Source organism: Ensifer sp. Root1252 (genome assembly GCF_001425885.1).
Taxonomy (GTDB): domain Bacteria; phylum Pseudomonadota; class Alphaproteobacteria; order Rhizobiales; family Rhizobiaceae; genus Ensifer; species Ensifer canadensis.
On sequence record NZ_LMDT01000034.1, the window covers coordinates 113,837 to 134,031 of the forward strand.

General features: G+C 60.5%; 18 protein-coding genes and 1 tRNA gene. 13 read left to right on the plus strand and 6 right to left on the minus strand.

Features of this window, described 5'->3' with window-relative positions; genetic code table 11:
• The first annotated feature begins 132 nt into the window (after positions 1-132).
• Positions 133-1,095, plus strand: coding sequence for an agmatinase (gene speB / locus ASD02_RS27340; protein WP_057221475.1), 963 nt, complete (start codon positions 133-135; stop codon positions 1,093-1,095).
• A 12-nt stretch (positions 1,096-1,107) separates the two neighbouring features.
• On the opposite strand, the gene ASD02_RS27345 is transcribed toward speB, so the two are convergent.
• Positions 1,108-2,793, minus strand: coding sequence for a sulfatase-like hydrolase/transferase (locus tag ASD02_RS27345; RefSeq protein WP_025426552.1), 1,686 nt, complete (start codon positions 2,791-2,793; stop codon positions 1,108-1,110).
• Between the two features lie 300 nt (positions 2,794-3,093).
• On the opposite strand from ASD02_RS27345, the gene argC reads away from it, so the two are divergent.
• Positions 3,094-4,026, plus strand: coding sequence for an N-acetyl-gamma-glutamyl-phosphate reductase (argC, locus tag ASD02_RS27350; protein WP_025426551.1), 933 nt, complete (start codon positions 3,094-3,096; stop codon positions 4,024-4,026).
• Positions 4,027-4,097: 71 nt separating this feature from the next.
• Here the strand turns inward: argC and ASD02_RS27355 are convergent, their stop codons facing one another.
• Positions 4,098-5,201, minus strand: a complete 1,104-nt coding sequence (locus ASD02_RS27355; RefSeq protein ID WP_025426550.1) for a COX15/CtaA family protein — start codon at positions 5,199-5,201, stop codon at positions 4,098-4,100.
• Between the two features lie 156 nt (positions 5,202-5,357).
• On the opposite strand from ASD02_RS27355, the gene ASD02_RS27360 reads away from it, so the two are divergent.
• From ASD02_RS27360 to ASD02_RS27370, 3 genes are all read left to right on the plus strand, one after another.
• Positions 5,358-5,570, plus strand: a complete 213-nt coding sequence (locus ASD02_RS27360) for a DUF2842 domain-containing protein (protein WP_025426549.1) — start codon at positions 5,358-5,360, stop codon at positions 5,568-5,570.
• 16 nt (positions 5,571-5,586) lie between these two features.
• Positions 5,587-6,330: a metallophosphoesterase family protein gene (locus ASD02_RS27365; protein WP_025426548.1), complete on the plus strand. Its 744-nt coding sequence runs from the start codon at positions 5,587-5,589 to the stop codon at positions 6,328-6,330.
• A gap of 213 nt (positions 6,331-6,543) precedes the next feature.
• Positions 6,544-7,716 (plus strand): GNAT family N-acetyltransferase, encoded by a 1,173-nt coding sequence (locus ASD02_RS27370; RefSeq protein ID WP_244494304.1) that lies wholly within the window; start codon positions 6,544-6,546, stop codon positions 7,714-7,716.
• A gap of 24 nt (positions 7,717-7,740) precedes the next feature.
• Here ASD02_RS27370 and ASD02_RS27375 read toward each other — a convergent pair whose 3' ends face one another.
• Positions 7,741-9,933 carry an exopolysaccharide transport family protein gene (locus ASD02_RS27375; protein ID WP_057211434.1) on the minus strand — a complete coding sequence of 731 codons (2,193 nt, stop codon included), beginning with the start codon at positions 9,931-9,933 and terminating at the stop codon, positions 7,741-7,743.
• Positions 9,934-10,139: 206 nt separating this feature from the next.
• On the opposite strand from ASD02_RS27375, the gene ASD02_RS27380 reads away from it, so the two are divergent.
• The 7 genes from ASD02_RS27380 (at position 10,140) to ASD02_RS27410 (ending at position 17,972) form a co-directional block, all read left to right on the plus strand.
• A complete protein-coding gene (locus ASD02_RS27380; RefSeq protein WP_025426545.1) occupies positions 10,140-10,715 on the plus strand; it encodes a polysaccharide biosynthesis/export family protein in 576 nt (191 codons plus the stop codon).
• 5 nt (positions 10,716-10,720) lie between these two features.
• Positions 10,721-11,893, plus strand: a complete 1,173-nt coding sequence (locus ASD02_RS27385; RefSeq protein ID WP_025426544.1) for a glycosyltransferase family 4 protein — start codon at positions 10,721-10,723, stop codon at positions 11,891-11,893.
• A gap of 56 nt (positions 11,894-11,949) precedes the next feature.
• Positions 11,950-13,512, plus strand: a complete 1,563-nt coding sequence (locus tag ASD02_RS27390; protein WP_057211436.1) for an undecaprenyl-phosphate glucose phosphotransferase — start codon at positions 11,950-11,952, stop codon at positions 13,510-13,512.
• The gene (locus ASD02_RS27395; RefSeq protein WP_025426542.1) at positions 13,509-14,753 is read left to right on the plus strand and encodes an O-antigen ligase family protein; all 1,245 of its coding nucleotides are present in this window, start codon (positions 13,509-13,511) and stop codon (positions 14,751-14,753) included. The genes ASD02_RS27390 and ASD02_RS27395 overlap by 4 nt, the downstream gene beginning before the upstream one ends.
• Entirely contained in the window at positions 14,750-15,940 is a 1,191-nt protein-coding gene (locus ASD02_RS27400) for a glycosyltransferase (RefSeq protein ID WP_225906178.1), read from the plus strand. Before ASD02_RS27395 ends, ASD02_RS27400 begins: the two co-directional genes overlap by 4 nt.
• A gap of 122 nt (positions 15,941-16,062) precedes the next feature.
• Positions 16,063-17,118 (plus strand): glycosyltransferase family 2 protein, encoded by a 1,056-nt coding sequence (locus ASD02_RS27405; protein WP_081788848.1) that lies wholly within the window; start codon positions 16,063-16,065, stop codon positions 17,116-17,118.
• Between the two features lie 11 nt (positions 17,119-17,129).
• Positions 17,130-17,972, plus strand: coding sequence for a glycosyltransferase family 2 protein (locus ASD02_RS27410; RefSeq protein WP_025426539.1), 843 nt, complete (start codon positions 17,130-17,132; stop codon positions 17,970-17,972).
• A gap of 110 nt (positions 17,973-18,082) precedes the next feature.
• On the opposite strand, the gene ASD02_RS27415 is transcribed toward ASD02_RS27410, so the two are convergent.
• Positions 18,083-18,159, minus strand: a tRNA-Pro gene (locus ASD02_RS27415).
• A gap of 344 nt (positions 18,160-18,503) precedes the next feature.
• Here ASD02_RS27415 and ASD02_RS27420 point away from each other — a divergent pair.
• The gene (locus ASD02_RS27420) at positions 18,504-18,737 is read left to right on the plus strand and encodes a hypothetical protein (protein WP_025426538.1); all 234 of its coding nucleotides are present in this window, start codon (positions 18,504-18,506) and stop codon (positions 18,735-18,737) included.
• Positions 18,738-19,146: 409 nt separating this feature from the next.
• Here the strand turns inward: ASD02_RS27420 and ASD02_RS27425 are convergent, their stop codons facing one another.
• Positions 19,147-19,683 carry a MerR family transcriptional regulator gene (locus tag ASD02_RS27425; protein WP_025426537.1) on the minus strand — a complete coding sequence of 179 codons (537 nt, stop codon included), beginning with the start codon at positions 19,681-19,683 and terminating at the stop codon, positions 19,147-19,149.
• A 139-nt stretch (positions 19,684-19,822) separates the two neighbouring features.
• Positions 19,823-20,161, minus strand: coding sequence for an integration host factor subunit alpha (locus ASD02_RS27430; RefSeq protein ID WP_025426536.1), 339 nt, complete (start codon positions 20,159-20,161; stop codon positions 19,823-19,825).
• Positions 20,162-20,195 lie beyond the last annotated feature (34 nt).

Consider the following 20,195-nt stretch of genomic DNA (forward strand, 5'->3'; position numbering starts at 1 on the left):
CTTTGAACCTGCTACATATTTTTATCCTTAAATCGGAATCGATTTAAGGAACTATGCAGTAGAATTCGCCGGCAGGGACTTGCCTTGCCGGCGACGATTGTCCAACGTTCCGCCATACACGGGAGACGGGATATGGCGAACAGGACGATCGATCACGCGCTAACGGCGCGCTCACTCACATCGGCGGCATCGGACCCGACGCATGCCGGCATTCTCTCCTTCATGCGGCGCAAATACTCAAAGCAGCTGAAGGACGTCGATGCCGTCGTCTGGGGCATCCCGTTCGACGCCGCAACCTCCAATCGTCCCGGCGCCCGCTTCGGGCCGCAGGCCATCCGCCGCGCCTCGGCGATCTTCGACAACGATCCGCAATACCCGTTCGAACGTGACCTCTTTGCTGAAATGGCAACCATCGATTACGGTGACTGCCTGCTCGACTACGGCAACCACTCGAAAACGCCGGCGACGATCGAGCGCGAAGCGGCAAAGATCCTGAAGAGCGGCGCCTATCTGCAGACGCTTGGCGGCGACCACTTCATCACCTATCCGATCCTGAAAGCCCATGCGGCCATCCATGGCCCCCTCGCCCTCGTCCAGTTCGACGCGCACCAGGACACTTGGCCGGATGAACGCGGTCGTATTGATCATGGCTCGTCTGTCGGCCGTGCGGCGCGGGCGGGCCTGATCGATACCGACGCATCGATCCAGATCGGCATCCGCACCCATGCGCCCGAAGACTGCGGCATCCGCATTCTCTATGGCTACGACATCGAGGAAATGAGTGTTTCAGACATTGCCGACGCCATCATTCAGCAGGTCGGGGAACGCAAAGCCTATCTGACCTTCGACATCGATTGCCTCGACCCTGCCTATGCGCCCGGCACCGGCACCCCGGTCGCCGGCGGCCCATCCAGCGCCAAGATACTCTCGGTTCTACGCAAGCTCGGAGCCCTGACTGTCGTCGGAAGCGATGTCGTCGAAGTCGCGCCTGCCTATGACCACGCGGACATCACCGCCATCGCCGGCGCGACGGTCGCCATGTACATGCTCGGCCTGCACGCCGAAAAGCTGGCGGAGCGTTCGACGCTTCGCTGATTTCCTGCTCCGTCAATCGAGATTGAGCAGACCGGCGTCCTGACGCTGACGGAGATGCTGATCGACGAGCGCTCGATCAGGACACGCGTGATAGCGCCCCTCGCAAGCATCGCGTAGTCGTGCCAACGCCTCGAACGTCGGCGATGTCGGCAAGCCCGCAGCCTCGATCAGGCTTGCGGCAAGGAAACCGACGTCCAACGGTATGGCGAAAGGCCGCATATCGATATCGCGCCCGTAGCCGTGCACAGTGTAATAGGTCTTGTAGGCAATCGATCCCAGGTCGGAAAAGACATTGTTTCCCGGGGTACCGGCGGCAAGGTAGTCCTTGGTGGCAACCGCCTGGTGATCGCCGAAATCGAGCACGATCGTGCCATTGGGGCCTGGCATCCGTTCACGCTCGCGCCGAAAATCCTGCAGGTCCTGTTTGGACAATGCAACACGCCGCAGGTATTCGTCAACCTGGGCATCCGGAGCGAAAGCCTTGTCCGGCAAGGCGTCTTGCGGCACCAGCGTCATGTCGTAAGGGCCGTGCGGGAAAAGGGTCTGCATGGCAATGAACAGTGGTCGCCGATCCTTTTCGCGGTGCTCGCGCACAATTCGTTCTACGACATCGAAATAGAAACGATCGCGCACGAAGTGCGACTCCGGTTTCATTGCGTCGAAATCGACGATTTCCTGGAATCCGATCGAGGTCAGGAACGGCCCTTCATTGACGAAGCTCGCCTGCATCGGCATCACGGCGATGGTGCGATAGCCGCAGCGTGCCATGAGGCTCGGCAGGCTCGCCTTGACCCGGCCTTCCAGGATCTGCGTCACATAGGGGCTCTGCCAGCCGAAATCTGCTCCGGAGAGCCCCGTCATCACGGAGAAATTCGTGACCCATGTGCCGCCGCCGAACGTCTCGACCTGCATCGGATGCACCCGGCCGTCCTGTGATTGGAACGACGCACTCATCCATTCAGGGACCGTTACCTGCGGGAAATAGCTGGGGCTGGTCTGGCTCTCGCTGAGAACGAGAAACAGGTCGGGCTGGCTGGCCGCCACGCCGCAGCTGATGTCATCGCTGAGCTTCCCCTCCGCTTCGACATTTTCCAGTCGACCGGCAAGGACGATCCGCCCGAGCGGAAACTCAAGATCGCCGATCGACACGAAGAAGGACGAGGCGTCATAACCGGAGATGTAATGGACGTAGTCTGGCTCGCCGTTCTTCTGCGGATAAAGAGCGACAACACCGACTGCCGCTATGACAAACAGGCAAGCGCGCACGACAAAAGAGCGAGCCGACCGGCGGTCGCTCCTGAATGCCACGACCAGGAACACGAATGCTGCGGCCAGCGCAGCCAGTCCGGCAATCAACAAATTGAAGTAGGAGCCGACCAGAAAGGAAAGCGCAGATCGATCAAGGCCGGTAAAGGCGAAATCGAAAACGTGCAGGGAAAAACCCTTGAGGCGGAACTTGACCTCCGACATCGCCGCAATGAGCAATACCGTCAATCCCGCTGCCCAGAGCGAAAAAGTCGGCCGGCGCGACAAGAGGAACAGCAGTGCGGCGATCGCCAGCGTCACGGCGACGAGGAAGGGCACGAACCGCCACCGCGTATCGAAATAGTGTAAGGCCTGGAGCAGCGTCAGGAACGCCAGCGAGATAGGCAGCGGATGCCTGAGCACGCGCCCGGCCTGCTCGATCACGTATTTCACCCTCTGCTCCCATATGACAGTTTTATGACAGCGCCTCAGATGCAGAATTACCGACGACAAGGCAACCTCTGGGTTGTAAATCACAATTCATGGTTAAGCGTGGAATGCGCGGCGCGGCGTCGCCGGCCCGTTGCTTGCGCGGGCCGCCCAGTTGCGGGCTCCGGCCGCTGCTTATATATGAACACCACCGCGCCACCGGGCGGGCGCTTCACGCGCGAACGGGGCGTTGAGAAACTGAATCAAATCTGTGTCAGATTGATTCCGGAATGACTCGTAACCTTCTGGACGAACGGGAAAATCATGAAACCGAAGATCTTCATCGATGGCGAACACGGCACCACCGGGCTGCAGATCCGCACCCGCATGGCCGGCCGCAGCGATCTCGAACTCCTGTCGATACCGGAAGCCGAGCGACGCAATGCCGCGATGCGCGAAGATCTTCTGAACAATGCCGACATCGCAATCCTCTGCCTGCCGGACGACGCATCGCGCGAGGCCGTCTCCATGGTTGCCGGCAACAACCGGGTACGCATCATCGACACGTCGACCGCGCATCGCATCACTCCCGACTGGGCCTACGGCTTTGCGGAGATGGACAAGACACAGCCCGCCAAGATCCGTGACGCCCGCCACGTCGCCAATCCCGGCTGCTACCCGACGGGTGCAATCGGCGTGATCCGGCCGCTGCGTCAGGCCGGCATCCTGCCCGATGGATACCCGGTCACGGTCAATGCCGTTTCCGGCTATACCGGCGGCGGCAAGCAGATGATCGCGCAGATGGAAGACGAGGCGAACCCGGATCACATCAGCGCGCCACATTTCCTCTATGGGCTGACGCTCAAGCACAAGCACGTGCCGGAGATGAAGATGCATGGCCTGCTCGACCGCGCACCGGTATTTGCGCCATCCGTCGGCAAATTCCCGCAGGGCATGATCGTTCAGGTTCCGCTCTATCTCGACGATCTCGCCTCCGGCGCGACGATCGAGAACATTCATGCGGCGCTCGTCGAGCACTATGCCGGCCAATCGATCGTCGACGTTGTCCCGCTGGCCGTCAGCGAAAAGCTCGGCCGCATCGACGCCACGGAACTTGCAGGAGCAGACACGATGAAGCTGTTCGTGTTCGGCACGCCTGGCGGAACTCACGTGAACCTCGTCGCTCTGCTCGACAATCTCGGCAAAGGGGCCTCGGGGGCCGCTGTCCAGAACATGGATTTGATGCTGTCCGCCTGATCGGTTACAGCAATTGCAAACGAAAAAACCCGGCGAGACGTTCGCCGGGTTTTTCTTTGCGATTGTGGGTTTTAGTTGCGCAACTCGATTGCAGTCGGCTTCGGATATTCGCCGATGAAGCCGCGCCAATGGGCGATGGCAAAGCCGAGCACCACCAGCGCACCGCCCTGATGCAGGACGCCCCAGCCGACCGGCACCTGCAGCAGGAGCGTCGTGATGCCGATGATCGCCTGGACGCAGACGAGCACGAACAGCAATACCGAGCGGCGCGCATGGGTCGATTCCGGCGCCGCCCGCACCGAGGCGATCACGTGCATCAACGCCAGCGCAAACAGCACGTAGGCGCCGATCCGGTGGATGAACTGCACGGTCTTCGGGTTCTCGAAGACATTGATCCACCAGGGGTGCTGCAGGAAAAGATCGGACGGGATCCACGCGCCATCCATCAGCGGCCAGGTATTGTAGCTGAAGCCCGCATCGAGCCCGGCAACCAGCGCGCCGAGATAGATCTGGAACAGGCTCATGATTGCGATGATGGCGGCCATCCGACGCGAACGATCCGTCGGCGCCGCATCATCGGAATGCGGACAAAGGCCGCGCTGGATCCACATGCAGGCGGCGAAGATCAAACAGGCGATGACGAGGTGGGTCGCCAGCCTGTATTGACTGACTTCGGTCCGCTCCACCAGACCGGACGAAACCATCCACCAGCCGATAAAACCCTGGAAGCCACCGAGCGCCAGAATGCCGAGCAGCGGCCAGCGCAGCCGGCGTTCGACCCGACCCGTCAGCCAGAAGAAGGCGAGCGGCACGGCGAAGATGATGCCGATGGTGCGCGCCAGCAGCCGGTGCGCCCATTCCCACCAGAAGATCGTCTTGAACTCGCCGACGGTCATGCCGTTGTTGAGCTGTTGGTATTGCGGAATGCGCTGGTAGAGCTGGAACTCCTCCTCCCACTCCTCGGCCGTCAGCGGCGGGATCACACCGTGGATAGGTTTCCACTCCGTGATCGAAAGGCCGGATTCGGTCAGGCGCGTCGCGCCGCCGACAAGCACCAGCGCAAAAAGCGTAAAGAGAACGACGACGAGCCAGCCGCGGATCTGCCGGCGGTTGCGATCGGTCCTGCCAATCTCGCTTCGGAGCATCTGTTCTGTCGCCAATTCGACGCCTGCCATGGCTTTCCCTCTGGTATCGCGGGGTTGGCGGCGAGCGGTTCATCGCCGCGCCTGCCGGAAAGCCGTTGATTTGCACCAGAGCGGCATGCAAAACAAGGCCGAACCCTTTGCGGCATGCCGTCGCGGCCGGATCTCGCGCCATTTGAAAGAATTGAAATGCCCGTACGTCTCAGAAAGCTGATCGGTACGATCCTGATCATCATCCTCGTCATCGTCTATGCGCTCGCCGCCGTCACCTTCGCGTCACTGCTGCTCGGCGCTGCGCCGTGGTGGGTGCATCTGATGTACTTCTTCTTTACCGGCCTGCTCTGGGTGCTGCCGGCGATGCTGATCATCAAGTGGATGGAAAAGCCGGCGAAAGACCGCTGAGCCAAGGGGGACCTCGATGAAGGTTGCGATCATTTCCGATATCCATGGCAACGACCTTGCACTCGAGGCGGTGCTTGCCGATATCGACGCGCTGGGGATCGCCGATATTGTCAATCTCGGCGACCATGTCAGCGGTCCGCTCAATGCGGCGCGCACCGCCGATATCCTGATGGCGCGCAACATCCCCTCGATCTCTGGCAATCATGACCGATACCTGCTGACGCTCGATCCCACCGGCATGGGGTTGTCCGACCGCGCGGCCCATGCGGAATTGCAGCCTCGGCATCTTGAATGGCTAGCGACCCTGCCGGCCACCCTCGTCTATCGCGATGCATTCTTTCTTTGCCATGGCACGCCTGCGAGCGACGAGGCGTACTGGCTCGAAGCATTGACGGCGGAGGGCGTGGTCCATCTGGCAGCGCGCAGCGCCATCGAAGTCCTCGCTACAGGCATCAAGCAACCAGTCATTCTCTGCGGACACACGCACACTCCCCGAGCGATCCGCCTTGCGGACGGCCGGCTCGTAGTCAACCCCGGCAGCGTTGGTTGCCCTGGATATGACGCCGACAGCCCGGTCGCCCACAAGGTTGAAGTCGGCTCGCCGGATGCGCGCTACGCCATCGTCGAAAGCGTTGGCAATGATTGGAGTGTCACGTTCCGCACAGTTCCCTACCAGCACGAGACGATGGCAAGGCTTGCCGCGCAGCGAAACCGCCTGCAATGGGCGCAAGCTCTTGCAACAGGTTTTCTCGGTGGGTAGCAATCCGGGCTTCATGCTTTGCTAACTGCATTCGCCGGTTGTTGCCCGGAGGTCGCAGTCATATTTCAGGAATTAAACGGATTGTAGCGGAGTTGCCGTTGAATGGCAGCCGCAACCAGCATCCGGACGGCCTTGCCGATGACGAACACAGATCTGACCATCGGCCGGCCGGGCCATCGAGACGCACACGCTGCGTCCCGGTCTGATGCCGCCATGAGCCGATTCGAGATCTCCATCCATGATACGATGGCGCCGCTGGAGCAGGAATGGCGGTCGCTGGAAGCGCTGTCTTTCAACTCCCTGCATCAAGGCTACGACTGGTGCGCGGCATGGGCGCAGGCTCATGACAGCGAGTTGCAGGTCGTTCGCGGCGCCCTTGATGGCGAATTGCTGTTCATCCTGCCTCTTGAATTCGTGCCCGGTCGCCTGTTCAACACGGCGCGGTTTGTCGGTGCGCCCCACAGCAATCTCAATACCGGACTTTTCGCGGCAGATGCGCTGACCCTTCCCCGAAACGACTTCGCTGACCGACTGGCGCGCGAACTCACTCATCGGCTGCGCCATAAAGTCGATCTCGTGGCGCTCGAAAAGACGCCGCTTGCCTGGCGCGGAGCCGCAAGCCCGTTTGCGAACCTACCCGGCATCAAGAACCAGAATTCCTCGTTTCAGCTGCCGCTGTTTTCGAGCTTCGAACGCACGCTGGCACAGGTCAATGCCAAACGGCGGCGCAAGAAGATGCGGATCTCCGAGCGGCGGCTCGAGGCTCTCGGGGGGTACGACTACGTCATTGCGCAGGATCCCTGCGAAGCGCGGTCGTTGCTCGACGTCTTTTTTCGCCAGAAGGCCACTCGTTTTGCAGCTCTCGGACTTCCCGATGTCTTTCAGGGCACCCCGACCAGAACGTTCTTTCACGCAGTCGCGGGCAGTTGCGGCGCAGCTGACGAACGACTGCTCGAACTCAATGCCATCCGCCTTAAAGGCGAACATGGCGGGCGGATTGTGGCCGTCGCCAGTCTGTCGCGAAAGGCCGATCATGTCATCTGTCAATTCGGCTCCATCGACGAGGAATTGGCAGGCGACGCCAGCCCGGGCGAGCTCTTGTTCTACAGAATGATCCAAAGGCTTTGCGGCGAGGGCGCGGCGCTCTTCGACTTCGGCGTCGGAGACCAGCCCTACAAACGCTCGTGGTGTACAGTCGAGACGCCGCTCAGGGACATCGTCCTGCCGCTGACGGTGCGCGGCCGGTTTGCAGCCGGCTACCACCGGGCATTGGTGCAGGCGAAAGTGGCGATCAAGGCCAACAGGGCCGCCTATTCATTCTTCCAGCGGGTGCGGAGCCGCAAGCGGAAGACCGATCGACAGACCGGCGAGATCGATAGCGAATAAGCAGCGCCGTTAGCGCGCCTCGGCTCAGGCCGCGTGGCGGTCGGGATAATCCGGGCCGGGTTCACCCCGCCCAGTCATCAACACGATGTCCCGGTAGCCGGCCTCGCCGAAGCCGGTCAGGACTTCAATGATTCTCTCTTCGCTAACCGCCGGCGCCGACAGGATGATTTCCGCGCCGTCGCGGCGGGCAATCTTGTCGACGGCTCCCTCGTCGGCCGGTCCGCATTCGACCAGCACCAGATCATAGGCATTGGTCAACGCATCGATGATCATCTGCAGGCGCTCGATGCCGCGCATTGCGAGCCGCGGATCGGCATCGCCTTGCGGAATGATGTGCGCGTCGGAGAACCGATCGGCATGAATGGTTTCGGTGAACGCCACCTCGCCGGCCAGCAAGTTGGTGATGCCAGGCAGTTGCGCCGAACGCGCCATCAGGCGGGTCGGGCAGGCCGAACCTGTGAGGTCGATCAACACGACCTTGCGATCTTCCTCCGCGATCAGACGCGCCAGCATCACCGTCGCCGTCGACCCCTCGTCGCCACCGGGCGAAACAGAGATTGCGATCCGCACTGCGTTTTCACGCAGGTGATCGGCAACCGCCTCGATCGAGAAATCCGGTTCGGCCGTCTCGCCGCTCGGGTCGTCGACAACATCGTCCGTCTCGTCCTCGGCCAGTGGCGCCAACGGTGGCAGATCGATGGCGTCGTTCAATGCAGGCGAGATGTTGAGCTTCTTCTCATCGAAACCATCAGCAGCAGCGACGGCGGCAATGGCCGGCCGCGAACGTGCCGGCGGCCGCTCGGCACCGACTGACACCGGCCGCAGTGCACGACCGCTGAACAACTCCCCGAGCATGATGATGATGCAGCTCAGAAGAAAGGTCGCAAGTGCCGCAACGATGGTGATCGGCATCACCTTCGGGAAGCTGGCGCCGGTGGGGACGACCGCGCTTGAAATGACACGCGCATCGGCGGGCGTTGCATTCTCGACCGTGCGCGACGTCGCTTCGCGATAGCGCGCCAGATAGGTCTCGAGCAGTTGCCGTTGGGCGGTCGCCTCGCGCTCGAGTGCACGCAGGCCCACCTCTTCCTCGCCGGCCTGGGCCGATTTGGCCTTGAGCGCGTTGAGCTGCTGCGTCAGCTGTTGCTCGCGCAACTCGCCGACCTTCGCCTCGTTTTCCAGACTGCTGAGGATCTTGCGGGTTTCTGAGCGGATCTGCGCCCTGATACCTTCGACCTGCGATTTCAGGGCCTTCAGCCGCGGATGGCCGTCCAGAAGCGTGGTCGAAAGGTCAGCCACCTGCCCTTGCAGGTTTGCTTCCGTCTCCTTGAGGCGCTGTATCATCGGCGAACCAACGACGTCGGCGATGGTATCAGCCTCGCGGCCGCTCGCCAGCGCCGCCCGCACACCTTCGGCGCGCGCCTCGGCATTAGCCCGCTCGCCACGCACGCGGGTCAGCTCGGTCGAGATATCCGTGAGTTGCCGGGTTGCGAAATTCGTGGTCTCGCCGGTTGGCAACAGATCGGACGACGAACGATAGGCCGCCACCTTGGCTTCGGCATCCCGCACCTTCTCGCGCAGATTGGCGATCTCCGGCTCAAGCCAACGGCTGGCTTCAGAATTGGTGTCGAGCTTCGCGCCGCTTTGCAGCGAAAGGAATACCTTTGCCATCTCGTTCGGGATCGCAGCCGCCAACTGTCGATCCTTCGAGGTAAAGGCGATCGCGATCACGCGCGACTTCTCGACCTGATAGACCTGCAGTTTCGATGTGAACTCCTTCAGCACCCGCTCTTCGGGCGGCATTTCCAGTGGGTTCTTCTTCAGGCCCAGCATGACCATCAGGTCGGAAACCGCCGAAGGTGCGGCCGAAGGATCAAACTCCTTCTGCTCGTGTAGCTTCATGTTGCGCGCGACCTGCTTGATCAGGTCGGCCGAACGCAGCACCTGAACCTGGCTCAGAATGCCGGATTCGTCGAAGACGCGGTCGGACCCTGTCTGCGCGTTCTGGTTGGAGCCGCTGAATTCAGGCTCCCGCGATTCGATGAGGACGCGCGTCTCGCTCTGATAGTCCGGTGCGATCATCTTCGCGGCGCCGAAAGCGAGCGCTGCAACACACGCAGTGGCGAGCAATACCTTGACGCGTCGATCCCACACGGCGCGGAACAGCCCGCCGAGATCGATATCCACATCCTGTTGTCCGCTGCCGTTTCCCGACATGCTTCTGGCTCCGAACCTTAAAATCTCGCTGGAAGGTAAATGAACATGGTAACGCAAGGGTTAATGGCTGCTCAACCTCTGGGCGATTTCGCCCCTCCTCTGCCGCAGGTCCCCCGTTGAAAATTCTACCGCGAGTTTACCAGCTATTAACCCTAACGGATCGATAACGGCGAGAGAGGTGGTCGTTTCCGGAGCCGAAGAGCAGCATGTCAACCGCAGGTATGAAGACGGGTCTCGCTATTACGGTGGCAGCACTGTCGATGTTGCTCGGCGGCTGCACAAGCTATCAGCCGGCACCCAAAGCGTTCAGCGAAGCAACGATCCAGCCCTATCGGCTGGACAGCGGCGACCGGCTGCGCATCAACGTATTCGAGCAGGCAGGCCTAAGTGGTACCTACACGGTCGATCAGGCAGGCTATGTTGCCTTTCCGCTGATCGGCACCGTCGCCTCGCGCGGCCACACGCTGCCCGAACTCGAAGGCATGATCGCCGCAAAGTTGAAACAGGGCTATCTGCGCGATCCGGATGTCACCATCGAAGTCGATCGCTATCGCTCGGTCTTCATCATGGGCGAAGTCGGCCAGGCAGGACAATATGCCTATGTGCCGGGAATGACGATACAGAACGCGATTGCGGTTGCCGGCGGCTTCTCGCCGCGGGCCAACCAGGCCAGCGCCGACGTCACGCGTAAAATCAACGGCCGGATCATCACCGGTCGCGTGCCGATTACCGATGCCGTACTGGCTGGCGATACGATTTACATTCGCGAACGGCTGTTCTGATCTCGATGCAGCCGCAGCGTCCCTTGCGCATCATTCACTGCTTCAGATCGCCCGTCGGTGGTATTTTCCGCCATGTGCGCGAGCTGGCGGAGGCGCACGCGGCGGCGGGTCATGAGGTCGGCATCCTCTGCGACAGTACCACTGGCGGATCCTATGAGGATTCGCTCTTCGACGGAATCCGGCCCTATCTGGCGCTGGGCCTCGTCCGCATGCCGATCCATCGCTCGATCGGCCCAAGGGATTTTGCCGCGCTCTGGCGCTGTTACAAGGAAATCAGAAGTTTGCAACCGGATGTGCTGCATGGGCACGGCGCCAAAGGTGGCGCCATAGCCCGCCTCATCGGTTCAGCCTTGCGGGTCAACAGGTATCGCGTAGCCCGCCTCTATTCCCCGCACGGTGGCAGTCTCCACTACAGCCCGAAGTCGTTTGTCGGGCGGATCGTCTTCCCGCTGGAGCGGCTTCAGGAACGCCTGACCGACGCGCTCGTCTTCGTCTGCGACTTCGAGCGCCAGACTTATTTTTCCAAGGTCGGCGAGCCGCGCGAGCACTACGAGCTGATCTACAACGGCATCGACGATCGCGAGTTCGAGGCCGTAGAGGCGCGGCCGGATGCGGTCGACTTCCTCTATATCGGCATGATGCGGGACCTGAAGGGTCCCGATCTTTTTGTGGATGCCTTTGCCCGCACGGAACGGCTTGTCGGGCGGCCGCTCTCGGCGTTGATGGTCGGCGACGGCCCACAGCAGCAAGAATACCGCGACCTCACGTTCGAGCAGGGCCTCGGGCGACGGATCACCATGCGCCCTGCCATGAACGCCCGCGAAGCCTTTGCGCTGGCACGAAACATCGTCATTCCATCCCGGGCAGAATCCATGCCCTATATCGTGCTCGAGGCGCTCGCGGCGCAAAAGCCGGTGATTGCCAGCCGCGTCGGCGGCATACCGGAAATCCTCGGCAAGCACAGCGCAGCTCTTGCCGAAGCGGCAGACGCGCAGTCACTTGCCACGATCATGGCTTCTGCAATCGTCGAGAAGGACTGGTCCGCGCGCGTGATGCCCGACCCGAAGACATTCAAGTCCCGCTTCGCGGCCTCGGTCATGACGGCGGAGGTGCTGCGGCTCTACCGGGATTTGTGCCGGGACCAATCGGCTCCGATAAGGCCTCAGGTTGCAACGTAAGCGTTTCTTAGTGGCTTTCTGCTATCCCGTGCGGACTTCAGTGCCGGAAGGAAGCCATGAACGAGTTTAAGCGGTCGGAAGCCTTCGACCCCGAAGCGCTTCGCAAGAAGATTTCGGAGATCCGTACCCGTGCGCCGGACGAAAAAGCCGGTGACGAACCGTCGACGGAACTCAACCCCCTCGCCCGACAGATTGCCGAACAATTCCGCGCAGACACCTATTCGCCCGCCATGATCATGGGCCTGATGCGTCTTTTCGAGTTCTGCGCACTGTTCGCCATCGGCTATGCCATCAATGCGCTTTATGTGCAGCCCGGCTTCGATCAGCTGCCGCTTTACCTGACGATCCTCGTTGGTGGCTCCGCACTAGCCGTTGCCGCGATGCAGATCGCCGACACCTACCAGGTCCCTGCTCTTCGCGCCTGGTTGCGCTTTACTCCGCGTATCCTCGCCTCTTGGGCGATCGCATTCGGCGGCATTGCCATCGCGCTTTTCTTTCTAAAGTCCGGTCATCAATATTCGCGTGTGTGGTTCGGCGGCTGGTTCGTCGCCGGTGCGCTCTTCCTCGTGGCAGAACGCGCATTCATTGCCTATTCCATCCGGCATTGGGCCCGCAACGGAACGATGGAGCGTCGTGCCGTCGTCGTCGGCGGCGGCCAGCCGGCCAAGGATCTGATCCGCACACTCGAACATCAGACCGACAACGACATCAGGATCTGTGGCATCTTCGACGATCGCGACGAACGTCGGTCTCCGAATGTCATCGCCGGCTACCCCAAGCTCGGAACGGTCGACGAGCTGGTGGAATTCGCGCGCCTGGCGCGCATCGACATGTTGATCATCTCGCTGCCGTTGACGGCGGAGAAACGCATCCTGCAGCTCCTGAAGAAGCTCTGGATACTGCCGGTCGACATCCGTCTTGCAGCGCACGCCAACAACCTGCGCTTCCGGCCGCGCAGTTATTCCCACGTCGGTGAAGTGCCGATGCTGGATATCTTCGACAAACCCATCGCAGACTGGGATTCCGTCGCCAAGCGTGGCTTCGACATCTTCTTCAGCATCGTCGCCCTGGTGTTGTTGTGGCCGGTGATGCTGGGGGCTGCGATCGCGGTCAAAGCCACCTCGCCCGGCCCCATCATCTTCAAGCAGAAGCGCCACGGTTTCAACAACGAGACCATCGAGGTCTACAAGTTCCGCTCGATGTACACGCATTTGAGCGACCCGAGCGCCCGCAACGCTGTGACGAAGGGCGACCCCCGCGTCACGCCGGTTGGGCGTTTCATCCGCAAGTCCTCGATCGACGAACTGCCGCAGATCTTCAACGTGCTCAAGGGCGAGCTCTCGCTCGTCGGCCCGCGCCCGCATGCCGTGCTAGCGCAGACGCAGAACCGCACCTATTCCGACGTCGTCGAAGGCTATTTCGCCCGTCACCGCGTCAAGCCCGGGGTCACCGGCTGGGCGCAGATCAACGGCTGGCGCGGCGAGATCGACAGTGACGACAAGATCCGCCTGCGCACGGCCTTCGACCTCCACTACATCGAGAACTGGTCGCTGCTCTTCGACCTGAAGATCCTGTTCCTGACACCGTTCCGGCTGCTCAACACGGAAAATGCCTATTGAGCACCGTCGACACACCACCGCCGATCGTCTTTAGACCCCAGCTCGCCGCGCTTTCGCTCTTCGGCTCATGGCTGGTTGCGCTTGTGGTGTTTCTGTCGGGTTTCGTGATTGCCGAACCAGCGCCCTACGAGCTATTCCTGGTGGTCCTCATTGGGCTCTGGGCGCTCTTCGGCCTGAAAATCTCGCGCTATGTCGCGCCGCTTCTTACTCTGCTCACCCTGTTCATGATCGGCGGGATCCTGTCGCTGATGACGATGGTCGACCTGACCAAGGGGCCGATGTACATGGCGGTCTCCGGATTTCTGGCGCTGTCGGCGGTCTTTTACGCCGCCATCATCGAGGATCGCTATCAGCGGCTCCGGCTGATCTTCAACGCCTGGGTCACGGCTGCCGTCCTGACCGCCCTGCTTGGTATTCTCGGCTACTTCGGCGCAATCCCGGGCGCTGAAAACTTCACACTCTACGACCGGGCCAAAGGCGCCTTCCAGGACCCGAACGTGTTCGGCCCATTCCTGTCGGTTCCCGCACTCTATCTAATCCACGGGTTGTTGACGCAGCCGATCCACAAGGCCCCGCCCAAGATCGCCGCGCTTCTGGTGCTGGCGCTCGGCGTGTTCCTGTCGTTCTCGCGTGCTGCATGGGCGCTCAACCTTTTCTGCGTGGTTGCCTTCGTCTTCGTGATGCTGCTCAAGGAGCGCAACGGCCTCTTCCGCCTGCGCATCCTCGTCGTCGCCCTGGTCGGCGGTGTCTTTGTTGTCGGCGCCCTGCTGGCCGCGCTGCAATCGGAGCAGGTGGCAACGCTCTTTTCCAGCCGCTCGCAGCTCGTGCAGGACTATGACGGCGGCCACCTCGGCCGCTTCGACCGTCACCGCATCGGTTTCCTGATGTCGATGGAGAAACCGCTCGGCATCGGTCCGATGGTCTTCAGCACGATCTTTCCCGAGGACGAACATAACGTCTGGCTGAAGTCGCTGACATCCTACGGCTGGCTCGGTTTCGTCAGCTACGTCACGCTTATCATCTGGACGCTGTCGCTCGGTTTCCGCTTCCTGCTGCTCGAGCGCCCCTGGCAGGTTTATCTGATGATCGCCTGGGTCGCGCTGATCGGTCATGTGGGCGTCGGCAATGTCATCGATACCGATCACTGGCGTCATTTCTACATGCTTCTCGGCATCATCTGGGGATGTGCCGCCCTCGAATACCGCCATCGTCGAACAATGCGGGCCGGATGGCAGCAATGAACATGGAATATCCTTTGCCAAATCGCCCCGCCGCCGCGCCGCTGCGCCTGCTCGAAGTCCTCGAGCCGAGCGGTGGCGGATCGGGCCGGCATTTCATCGATCTCTGCCGCGGCATGCATCTCCGCGGGCATCACGTCGAGGCGGTCTACTCACCGGTGCGAGCCGAGGAAAGTTTCGTGCGCGAGCTGAAGGCTATTGGCCTTCCCGCTGTTCACGCCGTCGACATGAAGCGTGCCCCAGGGCCCACCGACATCCCAGCCTTCCTGACGCTGCGTCGTATTATGCGCGATCATGGCCCTTTCGATATCGTTCACGGCCACAGCTCCAAGGCCGGAGCGTTGACGCGCCTGCGCTTGCCCGGTCGCCATTTGCCGCGCATCTACACGCCGCACGCTTTCCGTACGCTGGATCCGACACTGGGACGCGGCGGCAGGCTGATCTATGGCGCGATCGAATGGGGTCTCGCCTGGTTCTATACCGACCATCTCATCTGTGTGTCCGACGACGAGCGCTCCCACGCCGTTTCGCTATACATGCCGGAGGAGCGGATGTCGGTGATCGTCAATGGCGTTGCTCCGCCCTCACGGGATATGGCAACGACCATAAGGGCTAGTTTCGGCATTGCGCCGAACGCATTTGTCTTCGGGTTCATCGGCCGGCTGACCGCGCAGAAGGCACCCGAACGGCTCGTTGCCGCCTTTAAGAACATCGCCGCGACGGTGAAAGACAGTCATCTCGTCATGGTTGGCGCCGGCGAGCTCGAAGGCACGGTTCGCACCGCCATTTCCGAGAGCGGCCTACAGAACCGGATGCATCTGACATCCGCATTCACAGGTCCGCAAGCGGCCCCTGCCTTCGATGTGCTGGTCATGCCGAGCCGCTACGAGGCGATGTCCTACGTCATGCTGGAGGGGGCGGCGGCCGGAAAGCCGATCATTGCCAGCGATATCGGCGGCGCACGAACCGTGATCGAGGATGGTCACAACGGCTTCATCGTGCAGAATACCGACGATATCTCGGAGCTTGCCAAGACTATGGCTGCGTCCGCTACGCCAGCCACCTTCAGGAAGCTCGCGGCGGCAGCCGACAGCCTCAAGGAGCGCTTCACGCTCGACGCGATGCTCGACCAAACCGAGATGCTCTATTGGAAGCTGGCGGAACGACGACGTATCAGGGTAACCGCCTGATTACATAACACGGTTTTGGGACGACGACCTGCATGACGACATGTAGGCATACCGCAAACATTGCGAAACCGTAGCTTTTCATCTAAGTCGAAATAATATCTGGAAGCTATACTGGGGCGGGAATGGCCGAAATCAACTATCCCTTCAGGGCTCAAGCCGACGCGACTTCGATCGCTGACAGGGGGGTACTGGAGCGTCTCTCCACTTGGTATGAAACGCTGAAGGTCGAACGGCGCGAACGGCGCAAAGCGACATCCGTTAGCCTGCGTTGCGTCAGTCATCACGGCCAAACGTCACTATATCCCGACGAACTTCCGCTTGTTTTCCTGACGCACAACGACGCAAAGCTGGTTCCCGCATTCCTTTCGCACTATCGGCAGCTAGGTGTAACGCGCTTCATTTGCGTGGACGACGTCTCCACGGACGGAACAAGAGAATTCCTCCTCAAACAGGACGATGTGGACCTGTGGGTTTCGCCTGTCCGCTACAAGGACGCACGCCGCGGCCGAGCATGGCGCGAGACACTTTTGGGCCTCTATGGCGGCCCAAGGTGGTACGTCAATGTCGATTCCGATGAATTCCTCGTCTATGACGGGTTCGAAACCAGGACACTCTGGTCTGTTATACACTGTCTTGAAAAGGCAGGCGCGCTGAGACTGCCGGCGCCCATGCTCGATATGTATCCCATCGACCTATCTAAAGCGGACGCCAATCTGCTGAGCTCGCGCGCGCCTTGGGAAATCGCGGACCACCTCGATAGCTCCGGGTACACGCTGTCTACAACCAAACGGGCGATTTCAATCAAGGGCGGAGCGCGCAAACGAGAATTCGACGCAGACCTCGAACTCATCAAGTACCCCCTGATATACTGGGACGATGACTGTCGCTTCGGCCCCAGCATACATCAACCGCTTCCATATCGGAGAAACTTCGCGAGCATGATGGGCGCCCTGCTCCACTTCAAGTTTTTCTCAGACTACGAGAAGGAAATAACGGAGGCTGCACGCGACGGGCAATATTTCGACAATGCGGCTGCGTATTCGAAGATGACGGATGTCATCGCGAAAAAAGGGACGCTGCAGCTACAGTCCGACGACTCATTGAAGTTTACCGGCTCGCAGCAGTTGCTCGACCTTGGCTTCATTACGCCAATTGCTCCAACTGAGCCCAGACGGTAACACGTGTAGCCATGCCTGAAAAATCCAAGATCGTCGTCGTCTTTCCGGTCCACAACGGCGCAAAAACGCTTGAGCGAAGTCTGCAGAGCATTGCGGACCAATCCCTGTCCGATTTCAGGGCACTTATCCTGGAAAATGGCTCGACCGACGACACCTTAGAGATCGCCAGAGCATTTTGCGCAAGGGATCCGCGATTTTCCGTTATTCAGAACGCCAATTTTCTGAGCGCGCTCGAGCAATTTGCCAAGGCGTTCAGAATAGGCGCATGCGAAGGCGAATACTTCTGCCTTCGCGCGTGCGACGACACGTCAACACCCGACTTCCTGCAGGAACTCGTCGCATCGCTGGATGCGGATCCAAGTAAAATGCTGGCCGTGGGCAACGTCGAGCGCGTCGACGGCACAAAAGTAAAACACGCCAAGCCGAACCAGGACATTTTCCGTTTCAAGGAACGCTACGTACGCGGCCGAGCCCCGCGGAATCTCATGTATCCGTCCGAGTGGATCTACGGCGTCTTCCGGTCTGCTGCAGCCGACGAGATCGTTCTCAAGCGGTGGCACGAAGGCGCGGTCTGGGCGCTCAGCTCCTATGTCGTCACGGAGTTCGTCGTTCGCGACCTCGTCGCCTACACCGACGGCCCTGTCTACGAATTCACCGAGGGATCCGGTTCGGACAAAAAATACATGGTGACATCCATCACAGCAAAAATTCGAGCTCGCTGGCAATACACGATCGGCTGCTACAAGCTCAAAGACAAGCTTCCTCCCGCATCCCTCTACAGCCGATTGATGCTATTCCGCATGTGCTGGAACGATGCCAGGCGTAAGACCAGGTATCGGATTTTCGGCCTCTGACGCTCAGACGGGTGAGTTGGCGGCGCCGTATAGCCGCCTAGTTGGCGACAACGGAAAATCAACAAACGAAGGAATTTATCAATCACCCCTTGGGGGCTTGGTGATTGAAATGGTCGGAGCGGCGGGATTCGAACCCACGACCCCTTGACCCCCAGTCAAGTGCGCTACCGGGCTGCGCTACGCTCCGGACCGAGGAAATCCCTATATTCTCAACGCTTAGAGCGCAAGCGGGAATTTCGGGCCCGGCAGGAAAAAGGAACAAACGGCGTGGATAAGTGGAAAATGGGACGAGAAGTCCCACAGGTCAAAACTTTGCGATTGTCGGTCTAGAATACACTCCATGTGAACGCGGCGGTCACTGCCGGCAACGGTTGTCGCCACACCGCCGCTTCGCCCCTCCCTTCACAGGGCTGGCAACCCAGCTAGGCCCGTCTTTCTGCAGCGCAAACGAGCGATTGGTCTCCCGCAGAATTAAGCCGTTGACTTCTGACCAGCATCAGAACATTTGTAGAACAAATTGGAGGCTTTGCCATGTCAGAGAAATTTATCATCATGCCCTTTAAACGCGTTCGCGGTGGGCTCGCGCCCGGCGAGATGCGTGCCGCCACGACCGCGGCTGGGGCAGAGAAGGTTGCGGCGGCTATGGCGCCGAGGCATGTCGGCGTCGCCGCCTATGCTGTCCAGGTGGACGAAGAAAGCGGCGACATGAGTAGCCCTCGCCTATTGGTCCAGTTCGGCGAGATTGCGGATCTGAACGCTGCCTGACATGCAGGACCGCTTTCCGCCTATCCGCGATCTTCCAGAACCATCAGGACCTCGCGCAAAATAGCTCAGGCCCTGGGGTCCCTTTGCGATCAGCTCTCGCTCTCAGGCGAACGCCGACGGGTGTACGTCGAATGAGTCACGGCTAAAGGCCCGCCGCAGCCCCCTTGAATCACCGTCAATTTAAGGAGTTGTGCAGTCCATCAAAGGACACCCAAAGAACACCCTTAGCGCGCACCTGCATCGGTGAAGTGATTCGACTATGCGACAGGATCGAGGCGTGCTTCATCAGCTCGGGACCGGCGTAGTTGCCGCAATCCTCCGGCGTGACCTGCACAGCCCCTCTACTTTCGCGGCCTGCGCCTCTGCCTCGCCGACGCGCAACCTTCGCTGCCGAATCAGCAGGCGCCAGTTACCGCGCCTGATCAAGCAAACGCTTGCATTCCAGGAGATCGTAAAGCGCCTCTTGAAGCAGCGCCCGATCTTCCTTGCCGACGGAGGAGGACTTGCCGAGAGAGATTTCCGGAACGTCGTCATTGCCGCCGCCGAAGGAGAAAAAGCGGCGGCTGGCTGGCGCCTTGGCGCGACCGACGATCTGATCCTCGTCGGACAAGCCGGCCTTCGGCGGTAGCGGCTCCTCGTTGCTCGAGGCGGCCAGGGCCTCAACCGTCGCCAGATCGCCGCTGGCGATCGCCGCCACGAATTTGTTGCCGTTGGCCTTCAGCAGCTTCTGCACGCCTTTGATCGTGTAGCCATGATCATAGAGCAGGTGACGGATGCCCTTCAGCAGGTCGACATCTTCAGGGCGATAATAACGCCGGCCGCCACCACGCTTCATCGGCTTGATCTGCTGGAAGCGTGTTTCCCAGAAGCGCAGGACGTGCTGCGGCAGATCGAGATCGTCGGCGACCTCGCTGATGGTGCGAAAAGCGTCGGGGCTTTTTTCCATTTCGTTCCCATTCCATGTCATGCGACTCAGGGCAAGCCTAAGCGCAATGAACCGATGTCGTGCGATGATCGCACGAATCGGCTCCATTTCAACGGCTTATGGATGGGTTTTCAACCACATTGTGGTTGCCGACCTCCGCTTACGATACGGGAGAGGCCGGCTTCAGCTTGGCCTTGCGGCTCAGATGCGATTTCAACACCCGCTGCTTCAGGACGTTAGACGCCTTGAAGGTCATCACCCGCCGCGGCGAAATCGGCACTTCCTCACCGGTCTTCGGGTTGCGGCCGATGCGCTCGTTCTTATCGCGAACTTGAAAGGTCGCGAAGGAGGATAGTTTCACACTCTCGCCACGCACGATTGCGTTGCATATTTCGTCAATGACGGTTTCCACCAACTCGGCAGACTCTGTACGAGACAGACCCACCTTGCGAAAAACCGACTCAGCCAAGTCTGCTCGTGTTACTGTTTTTCCGCTCATCTTCCCCCACCGATGTCTGGCACGCCGATCAGCG

Bases quoted from the DNA above. Each gene is read 5' to 3' on its own strand.
- speB (WP_057221475.1), top strand. From the start codon at position 133: ATGGCGAACAGGACGATCGATCACGCGCTAACGGCGCGCTCACTCACA.
- argC (WP_025426551.1), top strand. From the start codon at position 3,094: ATGAAACCGAAGATCTTCATCGATGGCGAACACGGCACCACCGGGCTG.
- ASD02_RS27355 (WP_025426550.1), bottom strand. From the start codon at position 5,201: ATGGCAGGCGTCGAATTGGCGACAGAACAGATGCTCCGAAGCGAGATT.
- ASD02_RS27360 (WP_025426549.1), top strand. From the start codon at position 5,358: ATGCCCGTACGTCTCAGAAAGCTGATCGGTACGATCCTGATCATCATC.
- ASD02_RS27365 (WP_025426548.1), top strand. From the start codon at position 5,587: ATGAAGGTTGCGATCATTTCCGATATCCATGGCAACGACCTTGCACTC.
- ASD02_RS27370 (WP_244494304.1), top strand. From the start codon at position 6,544: ATGAGCCGATTCGAGATCTCCATCCATGATACGATGGCGCCGCTGGAG.
- ASD02_RS27375 (WP_057211434.1), bottom strand. From the start codon at position 9,933: ATGTCGGGAAACGGCAGCGGACAACAGGATGTGGATATCGATCTCGGC.
- ASD02_RS27380 (WP_025426545.1), top strand. From the start codon at position 10,140: ATGTCAACCGCAGGTATGAAGACGGGTCTCGCTATTACGGTGGCAGCA.
- ASD02_RS27385 (WP_025426544.1), top strand. From the start codon at position 10,721: ATGCAGCCGCAGCGTCCCTTGCGCATCATTCACTGCTTCAGATCGCCC.
- ASD02_RS27390 (WP_057211436.1), top strand. From the start codon at position 11,950: ATGAACGAGTTTAAGCGGTCGGAAGCCTTCGACCCCGAAGCGCTTCGC.
- ASD02_RS27400 (WP_225906178.1), top strand. From the start codon at position 14,750: ATGAACATGGAATATCCTTTGCCAAATCGCCCCGCCGCCGCGCCGCTG.
- ASD02_RS27405 (WP_081788848.1), top strand. From the start codon at position 16,063: ATGGCCGAAATCAACTATCCCTTCAGGGCTCAAGCCGACGCGACTTCG.
- ASD02_RS27410 (WP_025426539.1), top strand. From the start codon at position 17,130: ATGCCTGAAAAATCCAAGATCGTCGTCGTCTTTCCGGTCCACAACGGC.
- ASD02_RS27420 (WP_025426538.1), top strand. From the start codon at position 18,504: ATGTCAGAGAAATTTATCATCATGCCCTTTAAACGCGTTCGCGGTGGG.
- ASD02_RS27425 (WP_025426537.1), bottom strand. From the start codon at position 19,683: ATGGAAAAAAGCCCCGACGCTTTTCGCACCATCAGCGAGGTCGCCGAC.
- ASD02_RS27430 (WP_025426536.1), bottom strand. From the start codon at position 20,161: ATGAGCGGAAAAACAGTAACACGAGCAGACTTGGCTGAGTCGGTTTTT.